Raw genomic sequence first — 20,220 nt, forward strand, 5'->3', positions numbered from 1 at the left:
AAAAATCCAGGGGTGTGGGAGGTGTGGGAGGATAGTGAAGAAATCTTTCCCCCCTCTCTTCCCTCTCTCCCCACACTCCCCACACTCCCCACCCATACGTGAGAAATTCGAGTTAAAGACAATGAGAACTGCGCCCATACCCCTGCTGTTAGTGGTGGAAGACAGCAACGAAGACTTTGAAGCCCTGCAACGATTGTTGGAGCGATCGCCCATTCAAGTACCGATTCAGCGATGCGTCAATGGAGAGCAAGCCTTGGCTTTTCTGCATCGTACTGGTAACTATAGCGACATCTGCTTTTCTCCGGGCTTGATTGTCTTGGATTTAAATCTGCCGGGAACCGATGGCCGAGAAGTATTGCGCCAGATCAAGCAGGATGATAATCTAAAGACCGTTCCGGTTGTGGTATTTACCACCTCCAATAACCCCAAAGATATCGAAGATTGTTACCGCTACGGAGTTAACAGCTACATCGTTAAACCGATTAATTTTGAGCAGCTAAAACGAGATGTGCAAACATTGATCCAATACTGGTTTGAGGTGACAACACTTCCTGAACACCTGGAGTATTAATCATGGTTCAAGCTCGGTGCAACGTCTTAATTGTCGATGATTCTCCTGAAGACCGAGAATTTTATCGGCAGTGTTTGTTGCGCGATCGCGATTACTCCTACAATATTTGGGAAGCAACCTTGGGGAGTCAAGGCCTGGAACTTTGCCAGCAACAACCAGATGTGATTTTGCTGGATTATCGCTTGCCTGATTTGGATGGCTTAGAATTTCTCGCTCAGTTAAAAGCTTTTAGCCAACAGCCTGAATTACCCGTAATTATGGTAACAGGCCAAGGCAGTGAAGCGATCGCTGTCCAAGTCATGAAAGCAGGCGCACAAGATTATCTTGTCAAAGAACACATCACCCCAGCAACTTTGCAACGAGCAGTTCAGGGAGCCATTGAAACAGTCCAGTTGCGGAATCAATTACAACAGCGCATCAAGCGAGAAAGATTAACAGCACAAATTATCCAAAAAATTCATCAATCCTTAGATTTACAGGAAATTCTGCAAACAACAGTCACCGAGGTCAGACAGTTTCTCCACACAGATCGAGTTGTGATTGTCCGTTGGCAACCAGATAATAGCGGCATTGTTACCAACGAATCAGTCGGTGCAGGATGGACACCACTGTTGTCTACTTGCTTATATAACCCTTGTTTCAAAGAATACTATACTGAATTTGCTCATCAGGGATTAATCTCTGTCAAACCGAATATTTATGATGGCACTCTCAATTCCTGGCACATCGAATTGTTAACAAATTTACAAGTCCAGGCCAAAATAGTTGTGCCGATTTTGCAAGACCAACAACTGTGGGGAATGCTGATTGTGCATCATTGTCAAGCTCCCCGTCAATGGCAGCCTTTAGAAATTGATTTGCTCCAAGAATTAGCCACTGCTCTGGGTATCGCCCTACGACAAGCAGAACTTTATCAGCAAACACAACATGAATTAATTGAACGCCGAAAAGTAGAAACAGAACTGCGAGCCAATGAAGAACGCTTTCGTACTTCCGTAGAAAACGTTTTAGATTGCTTGGGGATTTATGTAGCTATCAGAAACGAGCAAGGAGAGATTATCGATTTTCTTACGGAATATGTTAACCATGCAGCTTGTCTCAACAATCACATGAGCTATGAACAGCAAATTGGGCGGGGGTTGTGTGAGTTATTGCCAGGACATCGAGAGAGTGGGTTGTTTGCAGAATATTGTCGGGTAGTTGAAAGCGGACAGTCACTGATGAAAGAAAACCTGATTTACAGTGATGAATATGGCGAGAAATATATAACCAGAGCATTTGATATCCGCGTGGCGAAATTTGGGGATGGCTTTATTGCCACCTGGAGAGATATCACCCATCGCAAACAAGCCGAACAATCACTGCAAGAAAGTGAAGAACGCTTCCGCACCCTGGCTGATAATATGTCGCAGTTTGCCTGGATGGCGGATGCAAACGGTTGGATATTTTGGTATAACCAACGTTGGTTTGATTACACGGGTACAACTCTAGAAGAAATGCAGGGATGGGGCTGGCAAAAAGTCCACCATCCCGATCATTTAAATCGGGTAATCCAACACTTCCGCCACTGTTTAACAACAGGTGAAGCCTGGGAAGATACCTTTCCCCTGCGGGGAAATGATGGGGAGTATCGTTGGTTTTTGTCCCGTGCTATTCCCATCCGTGATCAGCATGGTGAAATATTACGTTGGTTTGGGACAAATACTGATATTACTGAACAAAAGCAAGCGGAAGAAGAACGTAGTTTGCTGTTAGAAAAAGAACAACTAGCCAGAGCCGAAGCCGAACGCGCCAACCGCATCAAAGATGAATTTTTAGCCATTCTCTCTCACGAATTGCGATCGCCCCTCAACCCGATTTTAGGTTGGGCAAAACTGCTGCAAACCCGCCAATTTGATGCCGCGAAAACCGCCGAAGCTTTAGCCACCATTGAACGTAACGCTAAATTACAGTGTCAATTAATTGATGATTTGCTAGATGTGGCGAAGATTTTGCGGGGCAAACTCAACATAGATGAGGCTCCCGTAAATTTAGTATTTGTCTTAGAAGCCGCACTGGATACAGTCAGAACAGCCGCCATCGCCAAGTCAATTTTGTTACATTCCACCATGCCCCAAATTGGGCAAGTATCCGGTGATTCGGCACGACTACAGCAAATTTTCTGGAATCTGCTATCGAATGCCATTAAATTTACCCCGGCTGGTGGACGAGTCGATGTGCAATTACAGCGCGTTGATCATCAAGCACAAATCACCATCAGCGATACAGGTAAAGGCATCAAACCTGATTTTCTGCCCCATATTTTTGAATCATTCCGCCAAGAAGATGCTTCAACAACTCGTAAATATGGTGGATTGGGGTTGGGGTTAGCCATTGTGCGCTATTTGCTGGAAGCTCACGGCGGTACAATTCAAGCCGACAGCCCCGGTGAAGGATTAGGGGCGACATTCACAGTTAAATTGCCCTTGTTAGCTACTACATCAGTGCGGAGTCAACCTGATGAATTATCAACACCAGAACTAGATTTAACCGGAATTAAAGTCTTAATTGTCGATGATGAACCCGATGCGCGAGAATTAGTCACAGCAGTACTGGAACAATACGGTGCAGAGATATTAGCTGTAACCCGTGCGGCAGAAGTTTTAGCTTCCCTGGAATCGTTTCAACCAGATGTCTTCATCAGTGATATTGGAATGCCCGATATGGATGGCCATACACTCATTCAACAGATTCGCTCCTTACCAACAGACAAAGGCGGCAAAATAGGTGCGATCGCGCTTTCCGCCTATGCCAGAATAGAAGACCAACAGCGTTCTTTATCTGTCGGTTTTCAACACCACATTTCTAAGCCACTTGATTTAGATAAATTAGTAGAAACCGTCTTTGAACTTGCTCGCAAATCTTAAGTTAACCAAACATATTTAGCCTCTAAAGTTTATGTATTCTGCTTTACACTATGGCATTCCTACATCATTCGTGAACCAAAAGATCCCCGACTTCTTCAAGAAGTCGGGGATCTGAGCCTCTCGATTCTCACCAATCAAATAAGATTACTATATTTATAACCGCTACCAATCACACTTCAATTATCTATAATTATCAGCTATATTAAACTTAGTTTCCTATTCTGATTCAAGCATTAATTAAATGGAAATACTCATTGAATCAACTAAAGCATTTGAAAAAGACTTGGAAAAATTTAACAATAGAGAGAAATTTAAAATTGTTAAGAAATTAAATCGTTATGTTGACCTAATTTCTAAAAAGAGAAACTTACTAGAAAATCAAGCCTTTAAACTAAAAAATATTAAATTTAATACTGAGTATGATTCTTCCCTTTATGCCTTAATCATCGATAAAGAAATCAGAATCATACTTACCATAGATGATGACCCAATTTTTGATACAACAGTCATCACCTTATTTAGAGTTGTCAGTACAGAAGATGCTACTCAAGCATATAATTCTGTAGCTGAGTATCTCTACCAAGATTTTAGTATGCAAAATCAAGAAGTTGAGGTTCACTCTAGCTGATGCCACAGATTAAACCACTTTTTGATGAGCATGGTGTAATTTATGAAGCGATGAAAATTTTGCCAGATGAATTGAAAATTGATTTTTTAGAAGCTTTAGCAGAATTAGAAGATAACGAATGTCACAGAACTAGAACTTTTCCTAAAACCAGACTGCGGAAAGTTAAAGGTATTAAACAAGCAATTTACCGCGCCGATATCGATAAATTATCTGGCTGGCGGATTCATCTGCAATATATTGATGGCAAAATTCATTTAAGTGACATTATCGAAGGGCAACGTCATGATGATGTAATTGAAGTGATTAAATCGAAAAAACATCGATATGAGTAGATATTAGGAGGGACTTACGTAAGTGTCACAATTGGTGGTTGGTGCGTGACGCTATAAATCTGAGAACTACGTTTAAATCTTCTCGTTGCGTCACACACCCTACAGAAACAATATGCTAGTTGCGTAAGTCCTGATTGTATTTGATTGACTTTTTTGGTTGATTACTTTGTCCTGGTGTTACATACTCAATTGTGAGATTGATGGTACTTTATAGTTACACAAACTCTTTTATCGCAACTGCAATATAATTTATGACGCTCAATTTATATTTACTGCGACATGGCGAAACTACTTTTAGTCAAAGTGGTAATTTCTGCGGTAAAACTGATGCCGAATTGACAGAAGAAGGAAGACAGATGGCAGAAAGTTTTGCCAATGTTTATCAGAAATTGAAGTGGGAAGCAGCTTATGTTAGCCCGATGAAACGCACAATTGCCACAGCTAAACCATTTTGTGATGCTACTGGTATAGATATGCAGTTGCGTGATGGACTGAGAGAAGGTAGTTATGGCGAATGGGAAGCTAAGAGTAAATCTTTTGCTCAAGATAATTATAGTGAAAACTATGTAAAATGGCTGACAGAACCTGCTTGGAACGCACCCAAAGGTGGCGAAACAGCAGTAGATATTGCTAACCGTTCGATGCCTGTAATTGCGGAAATTCAAGAAAAGCATCCCGCAGGTAATGTGTTAGTAGTTTCCCATAAAGCCACCATTCGGATTTTGCTTTGCAGTTTATTGGGAATTGATTTAGGACGCTATCGCTATCGCGTGAATATTTTGGTCGCGTCGGTAAGTATGGTGAAATTTGATGTTCATGGGCCATTGTTAGAAATATTAGGCGATCGCCATCATATCCCAGATCATCTCCGCTCTCGTCCTGGAACTTAAATTGCTACAAATGTAGTTTGGTAAAGTAACGAAACCCAACAAAGTCTAGACTTTGTTGGGTTTTGCGATCGCTTGTAACTACTCTCGAAAAAATCTTGGCTTTATAAATCAATACGGTTCAGTTAAGGTGATGAGAGTTGATTTCTCAATTTCTACTCTATAACCTGTAACCTGTCACCTATTACCTGCCTTCTGCTATAAATAATTAAAAAATTCCTCTGGAACTAACCGCAGTTCACCAGATTTGCAACGGGCAATATCTACCCACAACGCTCGATGATGATGGGTTCCTGACTCCGAAAACATTAAACTTTCTAGTTGATAAAACTTAGAATCAGCAAAATCGCATTGATAAAGTTGAATGATTTCATGCCCTTGCCGATTGTTATAGATAAATAAGTTTTCAATACAACCCAAATAGCGAATGTTAGTTAATTCAGCTTGAATTTCTTCTTGAAATTCTCGCTGTAAAGCTGCATAACTAGTTTCACCAAAATCAACGCCACCACCCAAGGCGCGATAAAATGTGGACTGCTTTGCAGGATCATAGCCTTCAGAAACAAAAATGCGATCGCCATCCCGAATTAGTCCTAAAGCTATGATCCGAATTTCCCCTGATTTACTCATTCTTGTTACTAATTATCGTATATGGAGTAAGAACGGCTTTCGCTATCTTCCACAGGCCAATCTTCATTTTCGCCGCCAATATACAATTGTTCAATAGTGACATATTCTTCACTAAGCTGGGTGAGGGCGTTGATTAAAATATCTAAAGCGATCGCATCACTAGTTCCCAAGTCAAACCAGCAACGCGCCCATTGTCCTTCGTACTCAATCTCACCCATATTGTGCATCAAAGCTAACAAGCTTTTGTCATAGCCCTGTACATCATAATCCATATAGCTAATTTCTAGCCCTGTTTCTTGGACTTGCAAATTTTCCGCATTAAACGCGCCCAACTTACCCAAGTAAAACCAGGAATTAAAAACTTCTTCTATATATTCTTTTTCCCGTTGTGAAGGAATGGTACTAAACTGCAACCAAATCCAGACATCAAACGGATTAAATTCACGAAACTGAATGTACATTCAACTATCTCAATTACTGTCGTTCAAAATAAGCATATCAAAGTAGGGAGTAGAGGCTAGGGGTAAGGAGACAGAAGAGATCAGGGAAATGCTTTTATCAGGCAATGTGGTATGACAAAGTGCTGAGAATCCCTAACCTCTAGTCTCTACCTGGATTTCTCTCTTGTGAGAAATCCAGGGGGGTGGGAGGGGTGGGAAGTGTGGGAGGATGGTGAAAAAATCTTTCCCCCCACACTCCCCACACTCCCCTCTCTCTCCACACTCCCTACCCATACGTGAGAAATTCGGGTCTAGCCTCTAACCTCTAGCCTCTAACCTCTCTTTCACAGCTTGGCGAAAACCAATCACCAGCAAGATATTAGATAGGGTTAAAAAGACTTCCGCACCCCCATGTAGCCAGTCTACATTTGCCAAAGCTTCGCCATAATGAACTTTGGCGTAAATACCTGCGGGGATGGTAACACCGACAAATACAAGTGTGCCGTAAAATCCATACAATGCTAACCTGGGTACTTGTTGACTGCGGCTAAGAAACCACAAGAAACCCAAATAGGGAAACAAGGAAAGAGCAAACAGGGTTTCTTTTGAGATCATGGTTTTGATTTAATAGATGAGACTGCAACATTATCTGTGACATTTTTGGCAGACTTGCTGGAACGCCAAATCCATACCGCAGCTGCCCACAGTGTAAAATTACCAACTAAAGTCATGGTAGCTTGCAAAGTTACTAGCCATTCTAGAGATTCTGCATTATCAAAATAATGCCAAGTGCAAGCACACATAGCACTCACTAAAGCTGGTAACATGGCTAGGGACAATCCCCACCAACTACGATTACCCGTGAGTTCGCCGTAAGTCCAGATTAACCAAATCGCGGCAATCCACTCAATAACGCTAGAAATGTGAATAATCCAAGTGGGAATTGATAGGGCGTGCATAAATAAGTCAAAAGTCAACAGTCAACAGTCAAAAGTTAATCTTCCTCTGATTCTTTCTTCTGTTCTTCAATCTTCCCACAAGGAAATTCCTCTTTGATTGACAAGATGGCTGACATACTAGGAACTGTTGAGAAAAAGTTGATAATCTAAAATCCAAATTCTGAAGATGGGAACTATGCGGGCGTTATTGTCTGGTTATTATGGCAAAGGTAACGGTGGTGATGAAGCTTTACTGGCGACGCTTTTACAAATGTTGCCATCTCATGTTACGCCTGTGGTGCTTTCTGGTAATCCCGAAGAAACGCGCGATCGCTACAATGTAGAAACTTACAACCGGATGGCTATAGTACCTGTGCTGCAAGCTTTACGTTCCTGCGATGCTTTGATTTGGGGCGGTGGTAGTTTAATTCAAGATGTCACCAGCACCATTAGCCCTCTGTATTATGGGGGATTGATGACATTGGCGCAAACAATGAATTTGAAAACCATTGCTTGGGCGCAAGGTATTGGCCCTTTATTGCGTCCGCAAACGCGCTGGTTAGCCAGACGCAATTTTGCTGGTTGTACCAAAGTTAGTGTCCGCGATCGCGCCAGCGCGGCTTTATTATCAGATTGGCAAATTCCCCACATCATCGCACCTGATCCTGTTTGGGCGCTACAAGGAAAACCAGTCCACGAACTTCAAGATTTACCTACGCCGAGAGTTGCTGTAACATTGCGATCGCACCCTCAACTCACTCCAACCCGCCTAGCTAACCTCACCAAAGCATTAGTAGATTTTCAAAAAGCCACCCAAGCATTCATTTTATTGCTGCCATTTCAAAAAAGTGAAGATTTAGGCATAGCCCAAGCCATTCAACCCCAGCTTGCTGATGTTAGCCAAATATTGTGTCTAGAAGATCCACAGCTTTTAAAAGGTGTATATCGTGGTGTGGAAATGACAATTGGAATGCGGTTACACAGTTTAATTATGGCTGCGGCTGAAGGTTGTCGCTGTTTTGCACTGAGTTACGATCCCAAAGTCAATCGTTTGATGGAAGATTTAGCCATACCTGGCTGGGATTTAGAAGATTTACCAGATGAGGCAAATATAATTAGTAAAACTTGGCTGGAATATTACGCCAACGGTGAACCACTTTTACCAGAAAAAATTCAATCTTTAGTCGATAGAGCCTTAATGCACCGCGAATTATTAAGTGAAGCCTTGAGTTAAATTTTTGGATATTTGTTAAGGGAAAACCCAGATAAAAATTATTACAAATAAAATAGGGTTCAGCAAGGCGATCGCAGCTAAATCTATAATAGAACAATGCTATCAACTTCTCCTAATTTATTAAGACTATCCCAAGGACAACTCAACTTATTAGAACGTTGTCCCCGTCAGTTTCAGCATACCTATTTAGAGCAACTCAATTCTCCCGCAGATCCAGAACACGAGGAAAGACAAACTTTAGGTAGTCGGTTTCACTTACTCATGCAGCAGAGAGAAATCGGTTTACCAATTGATAGTTTATTACAAGCCGATGCCCAACTACAAAAGTGGATGTCTGCATTTGCTAATGCTGCGCCAGATATTGTAACGCCTACAACAAATAATCAAATTTTCCGCGAAAGCGAACACTATCGTACCTTACAAGTTCAAGATTATTTACTAACTGTTATCTACGATTTATTAATTGCCGATAACCAGCAAGCGCAAATTTTAGATTGGAAAACCTATCCCAAACCACCAGATAAACGCAAATTAGCCCAAAACTGGCAAACACGCCTTTATATGTACGTCTTAGCCGAAACCAGCGAATACTTGCCAGAAAATATCTCAATGACTTACTGGTTTGTTCAGTCTGAAGGTAGACCACAAAATATAAAATACACCTACGATAATAAGCAACATCAGCAAACAGCAAAAGAACTCAATCAGCTATTAAATAATCTAACTACTTGGCTAAAACTTTATCAAAAAGGTCAGCCATTCCCACAAGTCATTGAGACTAGTAAAATCTGTAATTACTGCCAGTTTGCCGTTCGTTGTCAACGTATACAATCAGGTGAAGATACAGTAATATATCCATTAGTAAATATTGATAACATTCAAGAAGTCACACTGTAAATTTACGTTGTTTTTTTGCGCCTTTGCGCGAAACTTATAATTCTTATTATCTAACTTATGACTACATTTGATGAAAGCGACGCAATTTATGTCCGCGAATTAGGAATTGATGATATCGCCCCTGTATATCATTTGGGTGAAGAATTATTCACCAGCGATTTGTATCCATACCTCTACCGCACTTGGGATGAATGGGAAGTAATTGGACTTTATAATACAGACCCAGAATATTGCTTAGTCGCTGAAACTAGCGGAGAACTAGCGGGATTTATTTTAGGAACAATTATAACTAAAGCATCTTGGACTTATGGTTATATTTTGTGGCTGGGAGTTAACCCCAAATATCAGCGTCAGGGAGTAGCAGATAAACTAGTTGATAAAGTCGTTGCCCGCATGATTGAAGATGGTGCAAGATTCATGTTAGTAGATACTGACCCCACCAATGTAGCCGCAGTTAAATTTTTTAATCGCAAAGGTTTTGGTAATATTCGTCAACATATTTTCTTGTCGATGAATTTAAGTAAACACCCACATTATGGTAGGCTAATTGATTACGAACATCAAAAAGCCGAAAGAGCGGGTTACAGGCGATCGCGTCCCACAATTCGCCCCCGAAAATCTGATGGCGTTGCGAATGAATTAGTCCTCAATCCTTTAGTAAACGAATCCCCAATTATTGAAGACCAAAAGTAGGGAGTAGAGAATAGAAAATTTAAAGTAACAAATAACTATTGGCTCTTGACAAAATGCAGTGGATTTTAGCACCTACTGAACAACCTCCAGATTGGTTTATTGCAGCAGTAAAGCAGCACACACCTACATCTAGTGGATTATATGCAGCACAATTATTGTGGCAAAGAGGTATTCAAGATTCTCAACAACTAGCCACTTTTGTTAACTATCAAAATTATCAACCTGCTAATCCCTTTGAATTTGGGGAAGAAATGCACCTAGCAGTAACCAGATTACAACAAGCACGTAAGCTTGGTGAAAAAGTGGCGATTTGGGGAGATTTTGATGCTGATGGTATCACTTCTACTGCGGTGTTATGGGATGGCTTGGGGCAGTTCTTTCAGCAACATACACAGTTAACTTATTACATTCCCAATCGCCTCAGAGAATCTCACGGACTGAACAATTCAGGAATTGAGAATTTAGCGAAACAAAATTTTAAATTAATAGTTACTTGTGATACTGGTAGCACAAATATTGATGAAATTATCTATGCTAAACAGTTAGGTATAGATGTCATTGTTACCGACCATCACACCTTACCCGCCCAACGTCCACCAGTTACAGCAATTATTAACCCCCGTTATTTACCAAGTGTTCATCCATTATTTCATCTTTCTGGGGTAGCAGTTGCTTACAAGTTAGTAGAAGCACTTTATCAAACTCTGCCTAATATTCCGCAAGATGCAATAGAAAACTTATTAGATTTAGTTGCAGTTGGGTTAATCGCTGACTTGGTACAACTCAAAGGAGATTGTCGGTACTTAGCACAATTGGGAATCCAACGTTTACAAGCAGACTTTAAACAACCACCCACAGCGCGACGCAGACCAGGAGTCGGACGATTATTAGAATTGTGCCAAAAAAGTGGCGATCGCCCCACAGATATTTCCTTTGGTTTGGGGCCGCGCATCAACGCAGTTAGCCGCATTCAAGGCGATGCCAGTTTTTGCGTAGAATTACTGACTAGCCGCGATGCCAAACACTGCAATCAATTGGCTGAAGAGACAGAACTTGCCAACACTCGCCGTAAGTCATTACAAAAAGATGTCCAAACCCAAGTAGCCCAAAAACTCACCCAATTAGATTTATCAACAACCAGCGTCATCGTCCTCGAAGATCCCCAATGGCCAGCCGGTGTATTAGGCTTAGTCGCCGGACAAGTAGCCCAAGAAACAGGCCGTCCCACAATTTTGTTAAGCACTGAATTAGCAGGGGAGCAGGGGAGCAGGGGAGCAGGGGAAGAATTAGCTCCTTTATCTTCTAACTCAGCACTCAGCACTCAGCACTCAGCACTCAGCGAGAAGTTGCGTGCGGAGGTTCCCCCCGTTGAGCAAAGTTCGGGGACTCAAAACTCAGCACTCAGCACTCAGCACTCAGCACTTGTACTGGCCCGTGGTTCAGCCCGTTCCATCAATTCTGTCGATTTATATCAACTCGTCAAAGACCAAGCACATTTATTACATCGCTTTGGTGGACATCCCTACGCTGCGGGTTTGAGTTTACCAGTCGAGAATATTCCTTTATTTACCCAAGCAATTAATCAGCAGTTGCGGCAATCTTTGGGTAGTACAGAATTAATGCCTACAGTTCAGGTAGATTTAAAAGTCACGGTAGCAGACTTGGGCAAAGAATTATTCTTAGAACTGAAACTACTAGAACCTTGCGGAATGGGAAACCCAGCCCCAAAACTCCTCATTCAAAACTGCTGGTTTGAAAACGCTTGGCATCGTAATCAGCAAGACTGGCAAGGAAAAAAAGTACAGTACATTAAAACCGATTTTAATATTCGGGATGACTCTACTAAAAATCCTTTTCCTGGTGTGTGGTGGGGACATTACAAAGATGAATTACCTGTAGGCAAAGCTGATTGCATCGTCGAATTAGATTACAACAGTTTCAAAAAACGCTATGAAATCAGATTAATTGCCGTCCGTCCCAGCAATGACTCAGAACTCAGTCAACAATATTCAACACAAATCCTCGACTGGCGCAACCGACCCACTCCCAACTCCCCACTCCCAACTCCCAACTCCCCACTTATCTTAGAACAATGCCCCACTAGCTGGGATCAAATACGCATTTGGTGGCAACGCTCACTTTACAATCATCAACAACTAGTCCTAGCTTGGTCTAAACCTCACCTACAATCACCGCAAGAAATTTGGCAGACTCTAGTTGGCATAGCTAAATATCTGAGTCGTACACAGCAGCTAGTTACCCGCACGCAACTACTAGGAAAATTAGGCATAGGCGATCGCAGCTTACTACTAGGCATCAAAGCTTTGAAACATTGCGGATTTATAGCTACCAGACAAGACCGTTATTTACAAATCAGCCAAAATCCTCAAACAATTTCACCGCACCTAGTAGATACAGCCGTTACTCAATTTCTGTCCGCAGTCAGCGAAGAACAGTTTCAGCAACAGTATTTTTCTGAAGTCCCTTTATCTACAATTGTGGCGCTTGTTAATCGACCTCTCAATTGAAATTGCTGAGTCATTACTGTACTCGCTTTTTCACATTTACATACGCAATAAAGCGGATTTACAAATCATAGATAGTGCCTAATTACACCTATAGAAATTTTAAATTTTTAAGATGCAAACTAGTTTTTATGCTCATCATACTAGCTGTTTATCCATTTTCATCAACAAGATAAGTATAAAAAAATACTTCATTTATGAGAATTTACTGCTTTGAAAGAGTTGTGATTTGGCAAAACTTCTGACACTTTTTGATAGTCAAACAAGGCTCTAGCAATACTCTATCTAATTTGCCAACCTTAATACAACTTTATATATATTTCTCAAAGCTAGATTTATCCGGGTTTTTTCCTAATCAAAGCTTCACAGAAATTTCGGTAAATTTAGCAAGCCGAGAACCAAAAACTACGAGTTAGAAATAATGTAGCAATCTTGCGTTTATCCAGTTTGAGAAGATAAATTTCCATGACAACAAAACTATTCCAAACTCTAGCCGCAGCGACCACCTTGGCCGGTATCGTAGCCACCGCAGGCGCAGCAAACGCAGCTTCTCTTTCTTACACTACTCAATACCAATACAAGCCTACAGATGGTACACCAGTGTCAGCTGATGGTTTCTACGTGACAGATATTGAAGATATCATCAGTGTTAACAAGTTCGACTCAAAACTAGGCACTCTCAAAAGTGTAACTATCGATTTTATTGGTGACTTGAAGGGAGATGCCCGCTTTGAAAATAGAAGCAGCAGAGCTGCTACTGTTTTAGTAAATCTTGCAGGTGAGTTGAGCTTGGAACTCCCAGCAGGTGTAGAGCGACTCAACCTCACTCCAACCCAGTCTTATGCTTACCAAGTAGCTAGATATGATGGAAGAACAGATTTCAGTGGTGCTTCCGGCAGGACAGTTAATGGTCTGAGTGCTACTCTAGCAAAAACACTAACAGTCAATGCTGGCGACGAATTTTTCCAATATTTCCTCGGTAAAGGAACAGCAGACTTTACTTTCAAGGCATTCGCAAATTCTAATGTCACAGGCTCAGGCAACTTTGACTCTCAAATCAACACTTATGCCGCAGCAAATTTGGCTGTCACATACGACTATGACCCCAAAGCTGTACCTGAGCCTTCTGCTGCAATTGGTCTTGGTTTAGTAGCAGGAATTGGTTTAATGTCCCAACGCAGAAAAAATTGGCTCAAAGCGTCTAACTAATTGGTAGAAATAGGTGAGTCTTCTCACCTGATTCAATTTACTAATATCAATTAATCATCAAAAAGCACATTGCATTAGTTACAAAGGTGTGCATCTGTTAGACCGCTTTCATGTCGATTATTACTGTCAGAATCATTTTTTATTTAACACTGAAAAACCTAGACTTTTAGTCTAGGTTTTTTATTTTGGTTGACACTAGGACTTACTCAATAATACATATATGCTATAGGACTCATATTTGATTTCTGAAAAAAAATCAGTACACCCAGATCAGGCTTCTTTCCTACTCCCTACTCCCTACTCCCAACTCCCTACCTACACAACTAGATTCAGGAATCAAACCTTATTCCTATATCAATTCGCGATCGCTATCTGCCAGTTGCGTAAGTCCTGTTAGATTGCTTTTTTGTTTCACTCAAATCCAGTTAACACACAGAGAAATAAGGCTTCTGTCCATTCGACGACTGCGCCGTAGGTATCGCCTGTGTGTCCGCCTAATTTGTGATTAAACCATAGACCTGTGAGAAAGGCGATCGCACTGCCAGCTAGTATCATTGTGAGTGGGAGAAATAGGTTTTGGCTATCTATCAACCACAGTAAACCACTCACACTCAACAGTAACAGCAGTCCCGGAATGACATCTTTGTAGGAACGAATAGCTGCTTTGTGAAATGCACCTTTACCTGTGGGTTTAAGGTAAGGATATCGCCAGATTGCTAGTTGTTGTCCCCACCTTCCCCAACCGCAAGCCGCCATTAAGATTAACCAACGGTGAGTTTCAATTTCTGTTAAGGCTACGGTTTTTAATAATACTATGGCGATCGCTGCCATTGCCCCAAACGCACCGGTGGCACTATCTGTCATCACTTCCAACCGCCTTTCGGGATTGCCTACTGCTAACCCATCCGATGTATCCATTGCACCATCTAAGTGTAATCCTCCAGTCAAAGCAATCCAAGCACAAATAACTAAAGCTGTGCGGGTTAATACTGGCACGCCAAAATAATTCATACCAGTGTCAAATAGCCCTAAAAATCCGCCAATTATTAATCCAACTAGTGGCGCAAATTGAGATACTGCCTGAAAATCTAAGCCATTAATATTAGGAAAAGGCACAGTACTGTAAAATATTACACTAGCTATGAAGTTAGACAGCGATGTTTTCCACCACTGAAAAAAGTTTGTCATTTTAGTTACTTTTATAGCAGAAATGCTTCAGGGATAATATTGATTACTGTGGTACAACCACTAGTAGATAAGTTTAAAGCTTTGGATAAGATAGCTATTAGTTTACAGACTCGGCTGAAAAATTTTGTTATGCTGGACTCGTTAAGCTAAATTTTTTAGCTTGCAATAATAACATAAAAAAATAAATTTAACAACGTAAAGCTAGTACAGCATTTTGTGTATTCATTAGCTAACAAATTAGATCGAGAGTATTGAAGCGATCGCCCCACAAAATTGATATTTTTTAAATGTAGGGAACTAATTAAGCTATTAATTTAAGTTTTTTTAGCTGCGTTCTCATCTTTTTCCTCTCTTTAAATTTCCTATGAGTCATCATCTACCCGATACCAGGATACCGGCTCCGTGCATTGTTAACACGGGCGTGATTGTGAATAAACTCGACATGCGGCGATTACTTTCTGATTTAGGTCGAGTTCACTATATGTACACCCACGGAGAGCAGGTAGTCAGCGAGGGTGAAGGAGATGTCATAGAAGTATTCGCAAATCCGCAACGTTCGACTTTAGTAGCTAACAGTGCGCTTTATTTGAACGTGTATAGTTTTGATTATATTGAATTAAAGCAGTTATCCCAACAAGAAACTTGTTTTGATTTGATGCAAGAAGGAATGTGTCTGCGCTTAATACCCCTCACTACCCCCATCCAAGAGCGTCGAGAGAAAACCTTTAATGTCAGCGCCATCGAAGCCATGATGGAACAAGTACTCTCTGCTAAATGGGATGCAGAAATGGATGATGACTGCACTGATTCGTTTTAGAATTGTCATCTGTCATTAGTCGAGGCACAAAGTTTTGCGTTCAGATAAACCAAGACGATTAATAATTGCTATAACCAAGGACAAATGACAATCACTTAGTATAGTTATCTAATTTTTACTTTGAGCGATAATTTTTCTTTTCAATCCTTAGCTCGTTGTAGCCAAACAAAGGCCAGAGCCGGGATATTCTTCACGCCGCACGGTGCTGTAGAAACCCCCAGATTTATGCCTGTGGGGACATTAGCCAATGTCAAAACAGTCACACCTGCCCAGTTGAAAGACACTGGCGCACAGATGGTCTTATCTAATACTTATCACTTGCATTTGCAACCAGGGGAAGCAATTGTCGCTGGTGGTGGTGGCTTGCATAAGTTTATGGGCTGGGATGGGCCGATGCTCACCGATTCTGGTGGGTTTCAAGTATTCAGCTTGAGTGAGATGCGGAAAATTACGGAAGAGGGTGTAACTTTTCGCTCGCCTCACGATGGGCAGATTATCAATTTAACTCCAGAACGTTCCATAGAGATTCAGAATACTTTAGGGGCGGATGTGATTATGGCCTTTGATGAATGTCCGCCTTACCCCGCCACTCGCCAAGAAGTAGAAACTGCTACTCAAAGGACTTACCGTTGGCTAGAACGTTGTATAGCTGCCCATAAACGTCAAGATCAGGCATTATTTGGAATTGTGCAAGGGGGCGTGTATTTAGATTTGCGTTCCCAAGCGGCTGTGGAGTTGGCTAAGTTAGATTTGCCTGGATATGCTATTGGTGGTGTGAGTGTGGGCGAACCCGCAGAATTAATGGCTCAAATTGTCCAAGCCACTGCACCATTATTACCACCAGAAAAGCCCCGTTATTTGATGGGTGTGGGGACTTACCGCGAAATGGCGATCGCGATCGCTTCTGGTATAGACTTATTTGATTGCGTCATTCCGACTCGTTGGGCGAGACATGGTACAGCAATAGTGCAAGGCGAACGCTGGAATTTAAAAAATGCTAAGTTCCGTGAAGATTTTGCACCATTAGATGAAACTTGCCCTTGTTATGCTTGTCAAAATTTTAGTCGGGCGTATATTTCTCATTTGGTGCGATCGCAAGAAATTTTAGCCTACACTTTACTCAGCATTCACAATATCACCGAACTAATTCGGTTCACCCAGAAGATTCGCCAAGCAATATTAAACGATTCCTTTCTGGAAGAATTTGGTCATTGGCTCAATTCACCAGAAACTGGAGATGATCTATCTTGATGAAAATTTACACAAAATCTCACTAAAATAATCTTTTCTTTGTGTCCTACCCTGCGGGAAGACGCTATCACGTCGATGCGCCAGAAATTAAAACGAACCACAAAGAGCGCAAAGAACGCAAAGAGAAGAGATAGAAAGAGAATTTTTTGGGTTGACTAGAGTGGGTAAACCTATTTATTGGTATAACGGCAAATTAATCGAATCTCAAACCCTGGAATTAGATATTAACGATCCGGGGTTACTTTATGGCGCAACGGTATTTACTACACTGCGGGTTTATGAAAATTCTCTCGATAGTAGTTTAACCAACTGGCAGGCACACTGCGATCGCCTGAAGTTGAGTTTACAATTTTTTGCTTGGCAACAACCAGACTGGCAGCGCATATATCAAGGCGCACAATTTCTCATCCAACATTTCCCCGTTCTCAGAATTACCTTGTTTCCTGATGGTAGGGAATGGATAATTGGCAGAAATTTACCAGCAGATTTATTAGAAAAACAACAGCATGGGGTGAAATGCGCCATTGCACAACCTCAATTTTCCCGCAACTTGCCTTCTCATAAAACAGGTAATTATTTGGGTGCTTGGTTAGCGAAAAATAGTGTGCAAGTTTTAGCCGCCCAAGAAGCGATTTTAGTTGATGGGGTGGGTAATTGGTTAGAAACCACCACTGGCAATCTTTGGGGATGGCGAGATAATTGTTGGTGGACACCGCCCGAATATGTAGGGATTTTACCCGGAATTGGGCGATCGCAAATTATCCAATGGCTGGAAAATCAACAGCTACAAGTACGAGAAGAACCTTGGACACCCCAGTTAGTCACCGAATTTGAAGCGATCGCCTACACTAATAGTGTGGTAGAAATTATCCCGATTCATACCGTTGAGCAAGCTTCAGGGTCGCTACAATATAATCCCAACCATGCAAATTTTCTACAAATTAGGAGGCTTTTTAGCATGACAGCCGTGCCATTTTAAGATACCTTAAAATAAGTTAACATAATTCTTAATAATGCCCTCTCATACAGAGACACTCCGCGAAAGCACAGAATATACAGGAGATAGACCTCAGTGAATAAAAGATGGAGAAATGCGGGACTGTACGCACTACTGTTTCTTGTTGTCATTGCGCTGGGAACAGCATTCTTTGACAAACAACCACAAAGCCGAGAAACATGGCGATACAGTGACTTGATTCAAAAAGTTGAAGAAGGCAAACCCCTTAAAGATGAGAAGAATAAAAATGTACCTAAAGTTAGTTTAAGTGCAGATAGGTCTATTGCCTGGGCAACATACAAAGACGGTACTCAAAGGGTTGTCAACTTAGTCAACGACCCTGACCTTGTTAATTATCTCACCTCCAAAGGCGTTGATATTTCAGTTAGGCCTCAAACCGATGAAGGCTTTTGGTTTAAAGCACTGAGCAGTTTATTTTTCCCTGTACTGCTGTTAGTTGGTTTATTTTTCTTACTCCGCCGCGCTCAAAGTGGCCCCGGTAGCCAAGCCATGAACTTTGGTAAATCCAAAGCCAGAGTACAAATGGAACCCCAAACTCAAGTCACATTTGGTGATGTTGCGGGGATTGACCAAGCCAAACTTGAATTAAATGAAGTTGTAGACTTTCTGAAAAACGCCGATCGCTTTACTGCTGTCGGTGCCAAAATTCCTAAAGGAGTATTATTAGTAGGGCCTCCAGGTACAGGTAAAACCTTATTGGCTCGTGCTGTAGCTGGGGAAGCTGGTGTACCTTTCTTCTCTATCTCTGGTTCTGAATTTGTAGAAATGTTCGTGGGTGTGGGTGCTTCCCGCGTCCGTGATTTATTTGAGCAAGCTAAATCTAACGCTCCTTGTATCGTCTTCATCGATGAAATTGACGCAGTTGGTCGTCAACGGGGTGCTGGTTTAGGCGGTGGTAACGATGAACGGGAACAAACCCTCAACCAGTTACTCACCGAAATGGATGGTTTTGAAGGTAACACCGGGATTATTATTATTGCTGCTACCAACCGTCCCGACGTTTTAGACGCAGCTTTATTACGTCCTGGTCGCTTTGACCGTCAAGTTGTTGTTGACCGTCCCGACTACGCCGGACGCAGCGAAATCCTGAAAGTTCACGCCCGTGGCAAAACCTTAGCCAAAGATGTGGACTTGGATAAAATTGCCCGTCGTACCCCTGGTTTCACAGGTGCAGATTTATCTAACTTGCTCAACGAAGCCGCAATTTTGGCAGCCCGCCGCAACTTAACCGAAATTTCGATGGATGAAATCAATGATGCCATCGATCGCGTGTTAGCTGGCCCAGAGAAGAAAGACCGGGTAATGAGCGAAAAACGCAAGACCTTGGTAGCTTATCACGAAGCTGGTCACGCCTTAGTGGGTGCGTTGATGCCCGACTATGACCCAGTACAAAAGATTAGTATTATTCCTCGCGGTCGTGCCGGTGGTTTAACTTGGTTCACCCCCAGCGAAGACCGGATGGACACAGGTTTATACAGTCGCTCCTATCTGGAAAATCAGATGGCTGTGGCATTAGGTGGTCGTTTAGCCGAAGAAATTATCTTTGGTGAAGAAGAAGTTACCACAGGTGCTTCTAACGACCTACAACAGGTAGCAAGAGTAGCCCGTCAAATGATCACTCGCTTTGGCATGAGCGATCGCTTGGGGCCTGTTGCGTTGGGTCGTCAACAAGGTAATATGTTCCTCGGACGCGATATTATGTCAGAGCGCGACTTTTCCGAAGAAACTGCTGCTGCCATTGACGAAGAAGTGCGGAAACTCGTAGATACAGCCTACATCCGCGCCAAAGAAGTATTAGTCAACAACCGTCACATTCTTGATCAGTTAGCCCAAATGCTAGTTGATAAAGAAACAGTAGATGCTGAAGAATTGCAAGAAATTTTGGCAAATAATGATGTGAAAACTGCCGCCTTTGCTTAATCAACTGCGGTAATCATCTAAAATTTGGATTTGGGGTAGTTCTGAAAAAGAATTACCCCATTTTTTCTTTGAATTCTTTGTGTCCTACCCTGTGGTTGATATTGAGACAGCTAATTTTCTGCATAAGATTTAGATA

At 41.8% G+C, this 20,220-nt stretch carries 19 protein-coding genes; 14 read left to right on the top strand and 5 right to left on the bottom strand.

Features of this window, described 5'->3' with window-relative positions:
- Positions 1–121: 121 nt before the first annotated feature.
- From H6G77_RS01425 to H6G77_RS01445, 5 genes are all read left to right on the top strand, one after another.
- Positions 122–571 carry a response regulator gene (locus tag H6G77_RS01425; RefSeq protein ID WP_190587935.1) on the top strand — a complete coding sequence of 150 codons (450 nt, stop codon included), beginning with the start codon at positions 122–124 and terminating at the stop codon, positions 569–571.
- Between the two features lie 2 nt (positions 572–573).
- On the top strand, positions 574–3,477 hold the full coding sequence (locus H6G77_RS01430) for a response regulator (RefSeq protein WP_190870629.1): 2,904 nt from the start codon (positions 574–576) through the stop codon (positions 3,475–3,477).
- A gap of 241 nt (positions 3,478–3,718) precedes the next feature.
- Positions 3,719–4,105, top strand: a complete 387-nt coding sequence (locus H6G77_RS01435; protein WP_190587937.1) for a hypothetical protein — start codon at positions 3,719–3,721, stop codon at positions 4,103–4,105.
- Entirely contained in the window at positions 4,105–4,437 is a 333-nt protein-coding gene (locus H6G77_RS01440) for a hypothetical protein (RefSeq protein WP_190587938.1), read from the top strand. Before H6G77_RS01435 ends, H6G77_RS01440 begins: the two co-directional genes overlap by 1 nt.
- 251 nt (positions 4,438–4,688) lie before the next feature.
- Entirely contained in the window at positions 4,689–5,327 is a 639-nt protein-coding gene (locus H6G77_RS01445) for a histidine phosphatase family protein (protein ID WP_190587939.1), read from the top strand.
- 195 nt (positions 5,328–5,522) lie between these two features.
- On the opposite strand, the gene H6G77_RS01450 is transcribed toward H6G77_RS01445, so the two are convergent.
- The 4 genes from H6G77_RS01450 to H6G77_RS01465 all read right to left on the bottom strand — a co-directional run bounded on the left by H6G77_RS01450 (position 5,523) and on the right by H6G77_RS01465 (position 7,353).
- The gene (locus H6G77_RS01450) at positions 5,523–5,954 is read right to left on the bottom strand and encodes an NUDIX hydrolase (RefSeq protein WP_190870630.1); all 432 of its coding nucleotides are present in this window, start codon (positions 5,952–5,954) and stop codon (positions 5,523–5,525) included.
- An 8-nt stretch (positions 5,955–5,962) separates the two neighbouring features.
- Positions 5,963–6,415, bottom strand: a complete 453-nt coding sequence (locus H6G77_RS01455) for a DUF3531 family protein (protein ID WP_190587941.1) — start codon at positions 6,413–6,415, stop codon at positions 5,963–5,965.
- Between the two features lie 297 nt (positions 6,416–6,712).
- Positions 6,713–7,009 (bottom strand): DUF3593 domain-containing protein, encoded by a 297-nt coding sequence (locus tag H6G77_RS01460; RefSeq protein ID WP_190587942.1) that lies wholly within the window; start codon positions 7,007–7,009, stop codon positions 6,713–6,715.
- Positions 7,006–7,353, bottom strand: a complete 348-nt coding sequence (locus tag H6G77_RS01465; RefSeq protein WP_190588311.1) for a DUF2499 domain-containing protein — start codon at positions 7,351–7,353, stop codon at positions 7,006–7,008. Before H6G77_RS01465 ends, H6G77_RS01460 begins: the two co-directional genes overlap by 4 nt.
- Before the next feature lie 175 nt (positions 7,354–7,528).
- Between H6G77_RS01465 and csaB the strand changes: the two genes are divergently transcribed.
- From csaB to H6G77_RS01490, 5 genes are all read left to right on the top strand, one after another.
- The gene (gene csaB / locus H6G77_RS01470) at positions 7,529–8,566 is read left to right on the top strand and encodes a polysaccharide pyruvyl transferase CsaB (RefSeq protein ID WP_190870732.1); all 1,038 of its coding nucleotides are present in this window, start codon (positions 7,529–7,531) and stop codon (positions 8,564–8,566) included.
- A gap of 96 nt (positions 8,567–8,662) precedes the next feature.
- The gene (locus tag H6G77_RS01475; protein WP_190870631.1) at positions 8,663–9,463 is read left to right on the top strand and encodes a PD-(D/E)XK nuclease family protein; all 801 of its coding nucleotides are present in this window, start codon (positions 8,663–8,665) and stop codon (positions 9,461–9,463) included.
- 57 nt (positions 9,464–9,520) lie between these two features.
- Positions 9,521–10,156: a GNAT family N-acetyltransferase gene (locus tag H6G77_RS01480; RefSeq protein ID WP_190870632.1), complete on the top strand. Its 636-nt coding sequence runs from the start codon at positions 9,521–9,523 to the stop codon at positions 10,154–10,156.
- A 53-nt stretch (positions 10,157–10,209) separates the two neighbouring features.
- On the top strand, positions 10,210–12,684 hold the full coding sequence (locus H6G77_RS01485; protein ID WP_190870733.1) for a DHH family phosphoesterase: 2,475 nt from the start codon (positions 10,210–10,212) through the stop codon (positions 12,682–12,684).
- Positions 12,685–13,146: 462 nt separating this feature from the next.
- A complete protein-coding gene (locus H6G77_RS01490; protein WP_190870633.1) occupies positions 13,147–13,890 on the top strand; it encodes a choice-of-anchor E domain-containing protein in 744 nt (247 codons plus the stop codon).
- 411 nt (positions 13,891–14,301) lie between these two features.
- Here the strand turns inward: H6G77_RS01490 and cobS are convergent, their stop codons facing one another.
- Positions 14,302–15,078: an adenosylcobinamide-GDP ribazoletransferase gene (gene cobS / locus H6G77_RS01495; protein WP_190870634.1), complete on the bottom strand. Its 777-nt coding sequence runs from the start codon at positions 15,076–15,078 to the stop codon at positions 14,302–14,304.
- 364 nt (positions 15,079–15,442) lie between these two features.
- On the opposite strand from cobS, the gene H6G77_RS01500 reads away from it, so the two are divergent.
- The 4 genes from H6G77_RS01500 to ftsH3 all read left to right on the top strand — a co-directional run bounded on the left by H6G77_RS01500 (position 15,443) and on the right by ftsH3 (position 20,084).
- Entirely contained in the window at positions 15,443–15,895 is a 453-nt protein-coding gene (locus H6G77_RS01500) for a hypothetical protein (RefSeq protein ID WP_190587948.1), read from the top strand.
- A gap of 120 nt (positions 15,896–16,015) precedes the next feature.
- The gene (tgt, locus tag H6G77_RS01505) at positions 16,016–17,146 is read left to right on the top strand and encodes a tRNA guanosine(34) transglycosylase Tgt (protein WP_190587949.1); all 1,131 of its coding nucleotides are present in this window, start codon (positions 16,016–16,018) and stop codon (positions 17,144–17,146) included.
- Between the two features lie 172 nt (positions 17,147–17,318).
- Positions 17,319–18,125, top strand: coding sequence for an aminotransferase class IV (locus H6G77_RS01510; RefSeq protein ID WP_190870734.1), 807 nt, complete (start codon positions 17,319–17,321; stop codon positions 18,123–18,125).
- A 93-nt stretch (positions 18,126–18,218) separates the two neighbouring features.
- Positions 18,219–20,084 carry an ATP-dependent zinc metalloprotease FtsH3 gene (gene ftsH3, locus H6G77_RS01515; RefSeq protein ID WP_190870635.1) on the top strand — a complete coding sequence of 622 codons (1,866 nt, stop codon included), beginning with the start codon at positions 18,219–18,221 and terminating at the stop codon, positions 20,082–20,084.
- The last annotated feature ends 136 nt before the right edge of the window (positions 20,085–20,220 follow it).

The sequence above is a fragment of the Aulosira sp. FACHB-615 genome (genome assembly GCF_014698045.1).
GTDB lineage: Bacteria > Cyanobacteriota > Cyanobacteriia > Cyanobacteriales > Nostocaceae > Nostoc_B.

Coding starts and splice junctions, on each gene's coding strand:
- H6G77_RS01500 (WP_190587948.1), top strand. CDS start 15,443: ATGAGTCATCATCTACCCGATACCAGGATACCGGCTCCGTGCATTGTT.
- H6G77_RS01475 (WP_190870631.1), top strand. CDS start 8,663: ATGCTATCAACTTCTCCTAATTTATTAAGACTATCCCAAGGACAACTC.
- H6G77_RS01430 (WP_190870629.1), top strand. CDS start 574: ATGGTTCAAGCTCGGTGCAACGTCTTAATTGTCGATGATTCTCCTGAA.
- H6G77_RS01465 (WP_190588311.1), bottom strand. CDS start 7,353: ATGCACGCCCTATCAATTCCCACTTGGATTATTCACATTTCTAGCGTT.
- H6G77_RS01455 (WP_190587941.1), bottom strand. CDS start 6,415: ATGTACATTCAGTTTCGTGAATTTAATCCGTTTGATGTCTGGATTTGG.
- H6G77_RS01450 (WP_190870630.1), bottom strand. CDS start 5,954: ATGAGTAAATCAGGGGAAATTCGGATCATAGCTTTAGGACTAATTCGG.
- H6G77_RS01480 (WP_190870632.1), top strand. CDS start 9,521: ATGACTACATTTGATGAAAGCGACGCAATTTATGTCCGCGAATTAGGA.
- csaB (WP_190870732.1), top strand. CDS start 7,529: ATGCGGGCGTTATTGTCTGGTTATTATGGCAAAGGTAACGGTGGTGAT.
- H6G77_RS01425 (WP_190587935.1), top strand. CDS start 122: ATGAGAACTGCGCCCATACCCCTGCTGTTAGTGGTGGAAGACAGCAAC.
- H6G77_RS01440 (WP_190587938.1), top strand. CDS start 4,105: ATGCCACAGATTAAACCACTTTTTGATGAGCATGGTGTAATTTATGAA.
- H6G77_RS01435 (WP_190587937.1), top strand. CDS start 3,719: ATGGAAATACTCATTGAATCAACTAAAGCATTTGAAAAAGACTTGGAA.
- cobS (WP_190870634.1), bottom strand. CDS start 15,078: ATGACAAACTTTTTTCAGTGGTGGAAAACATCGCTGTCTAACTTCATA.
- H6G77_RS01445 (WP_190587939.1), top strand. CDS start 4,689: ATGACGCTCAATTTATATTTACTGCGACATGGCGAAACTACTTTTAGT.
- H6G77_RS01490 (WP_190870633.1), top strand. CDS start 13,147: ATGACAACAAAACTATTCCAAACTCTAGCCGCAGCGACCACCTTGGCC.
- H6G77_RS01460 (WP_190587942.1), bottom strand. CDS start 7,009: ATGATCTCAAAAGAAACCCTGTTTGCTCTTTCCTTGTTTCCCTATTTG.
- H6G77_RS01485 (WP_190870733.1), top strand. CDS start 10,210: ATGCAGTGGATTTTAGCACCTACTGAACAACCTCCAGATTGGTTTATT.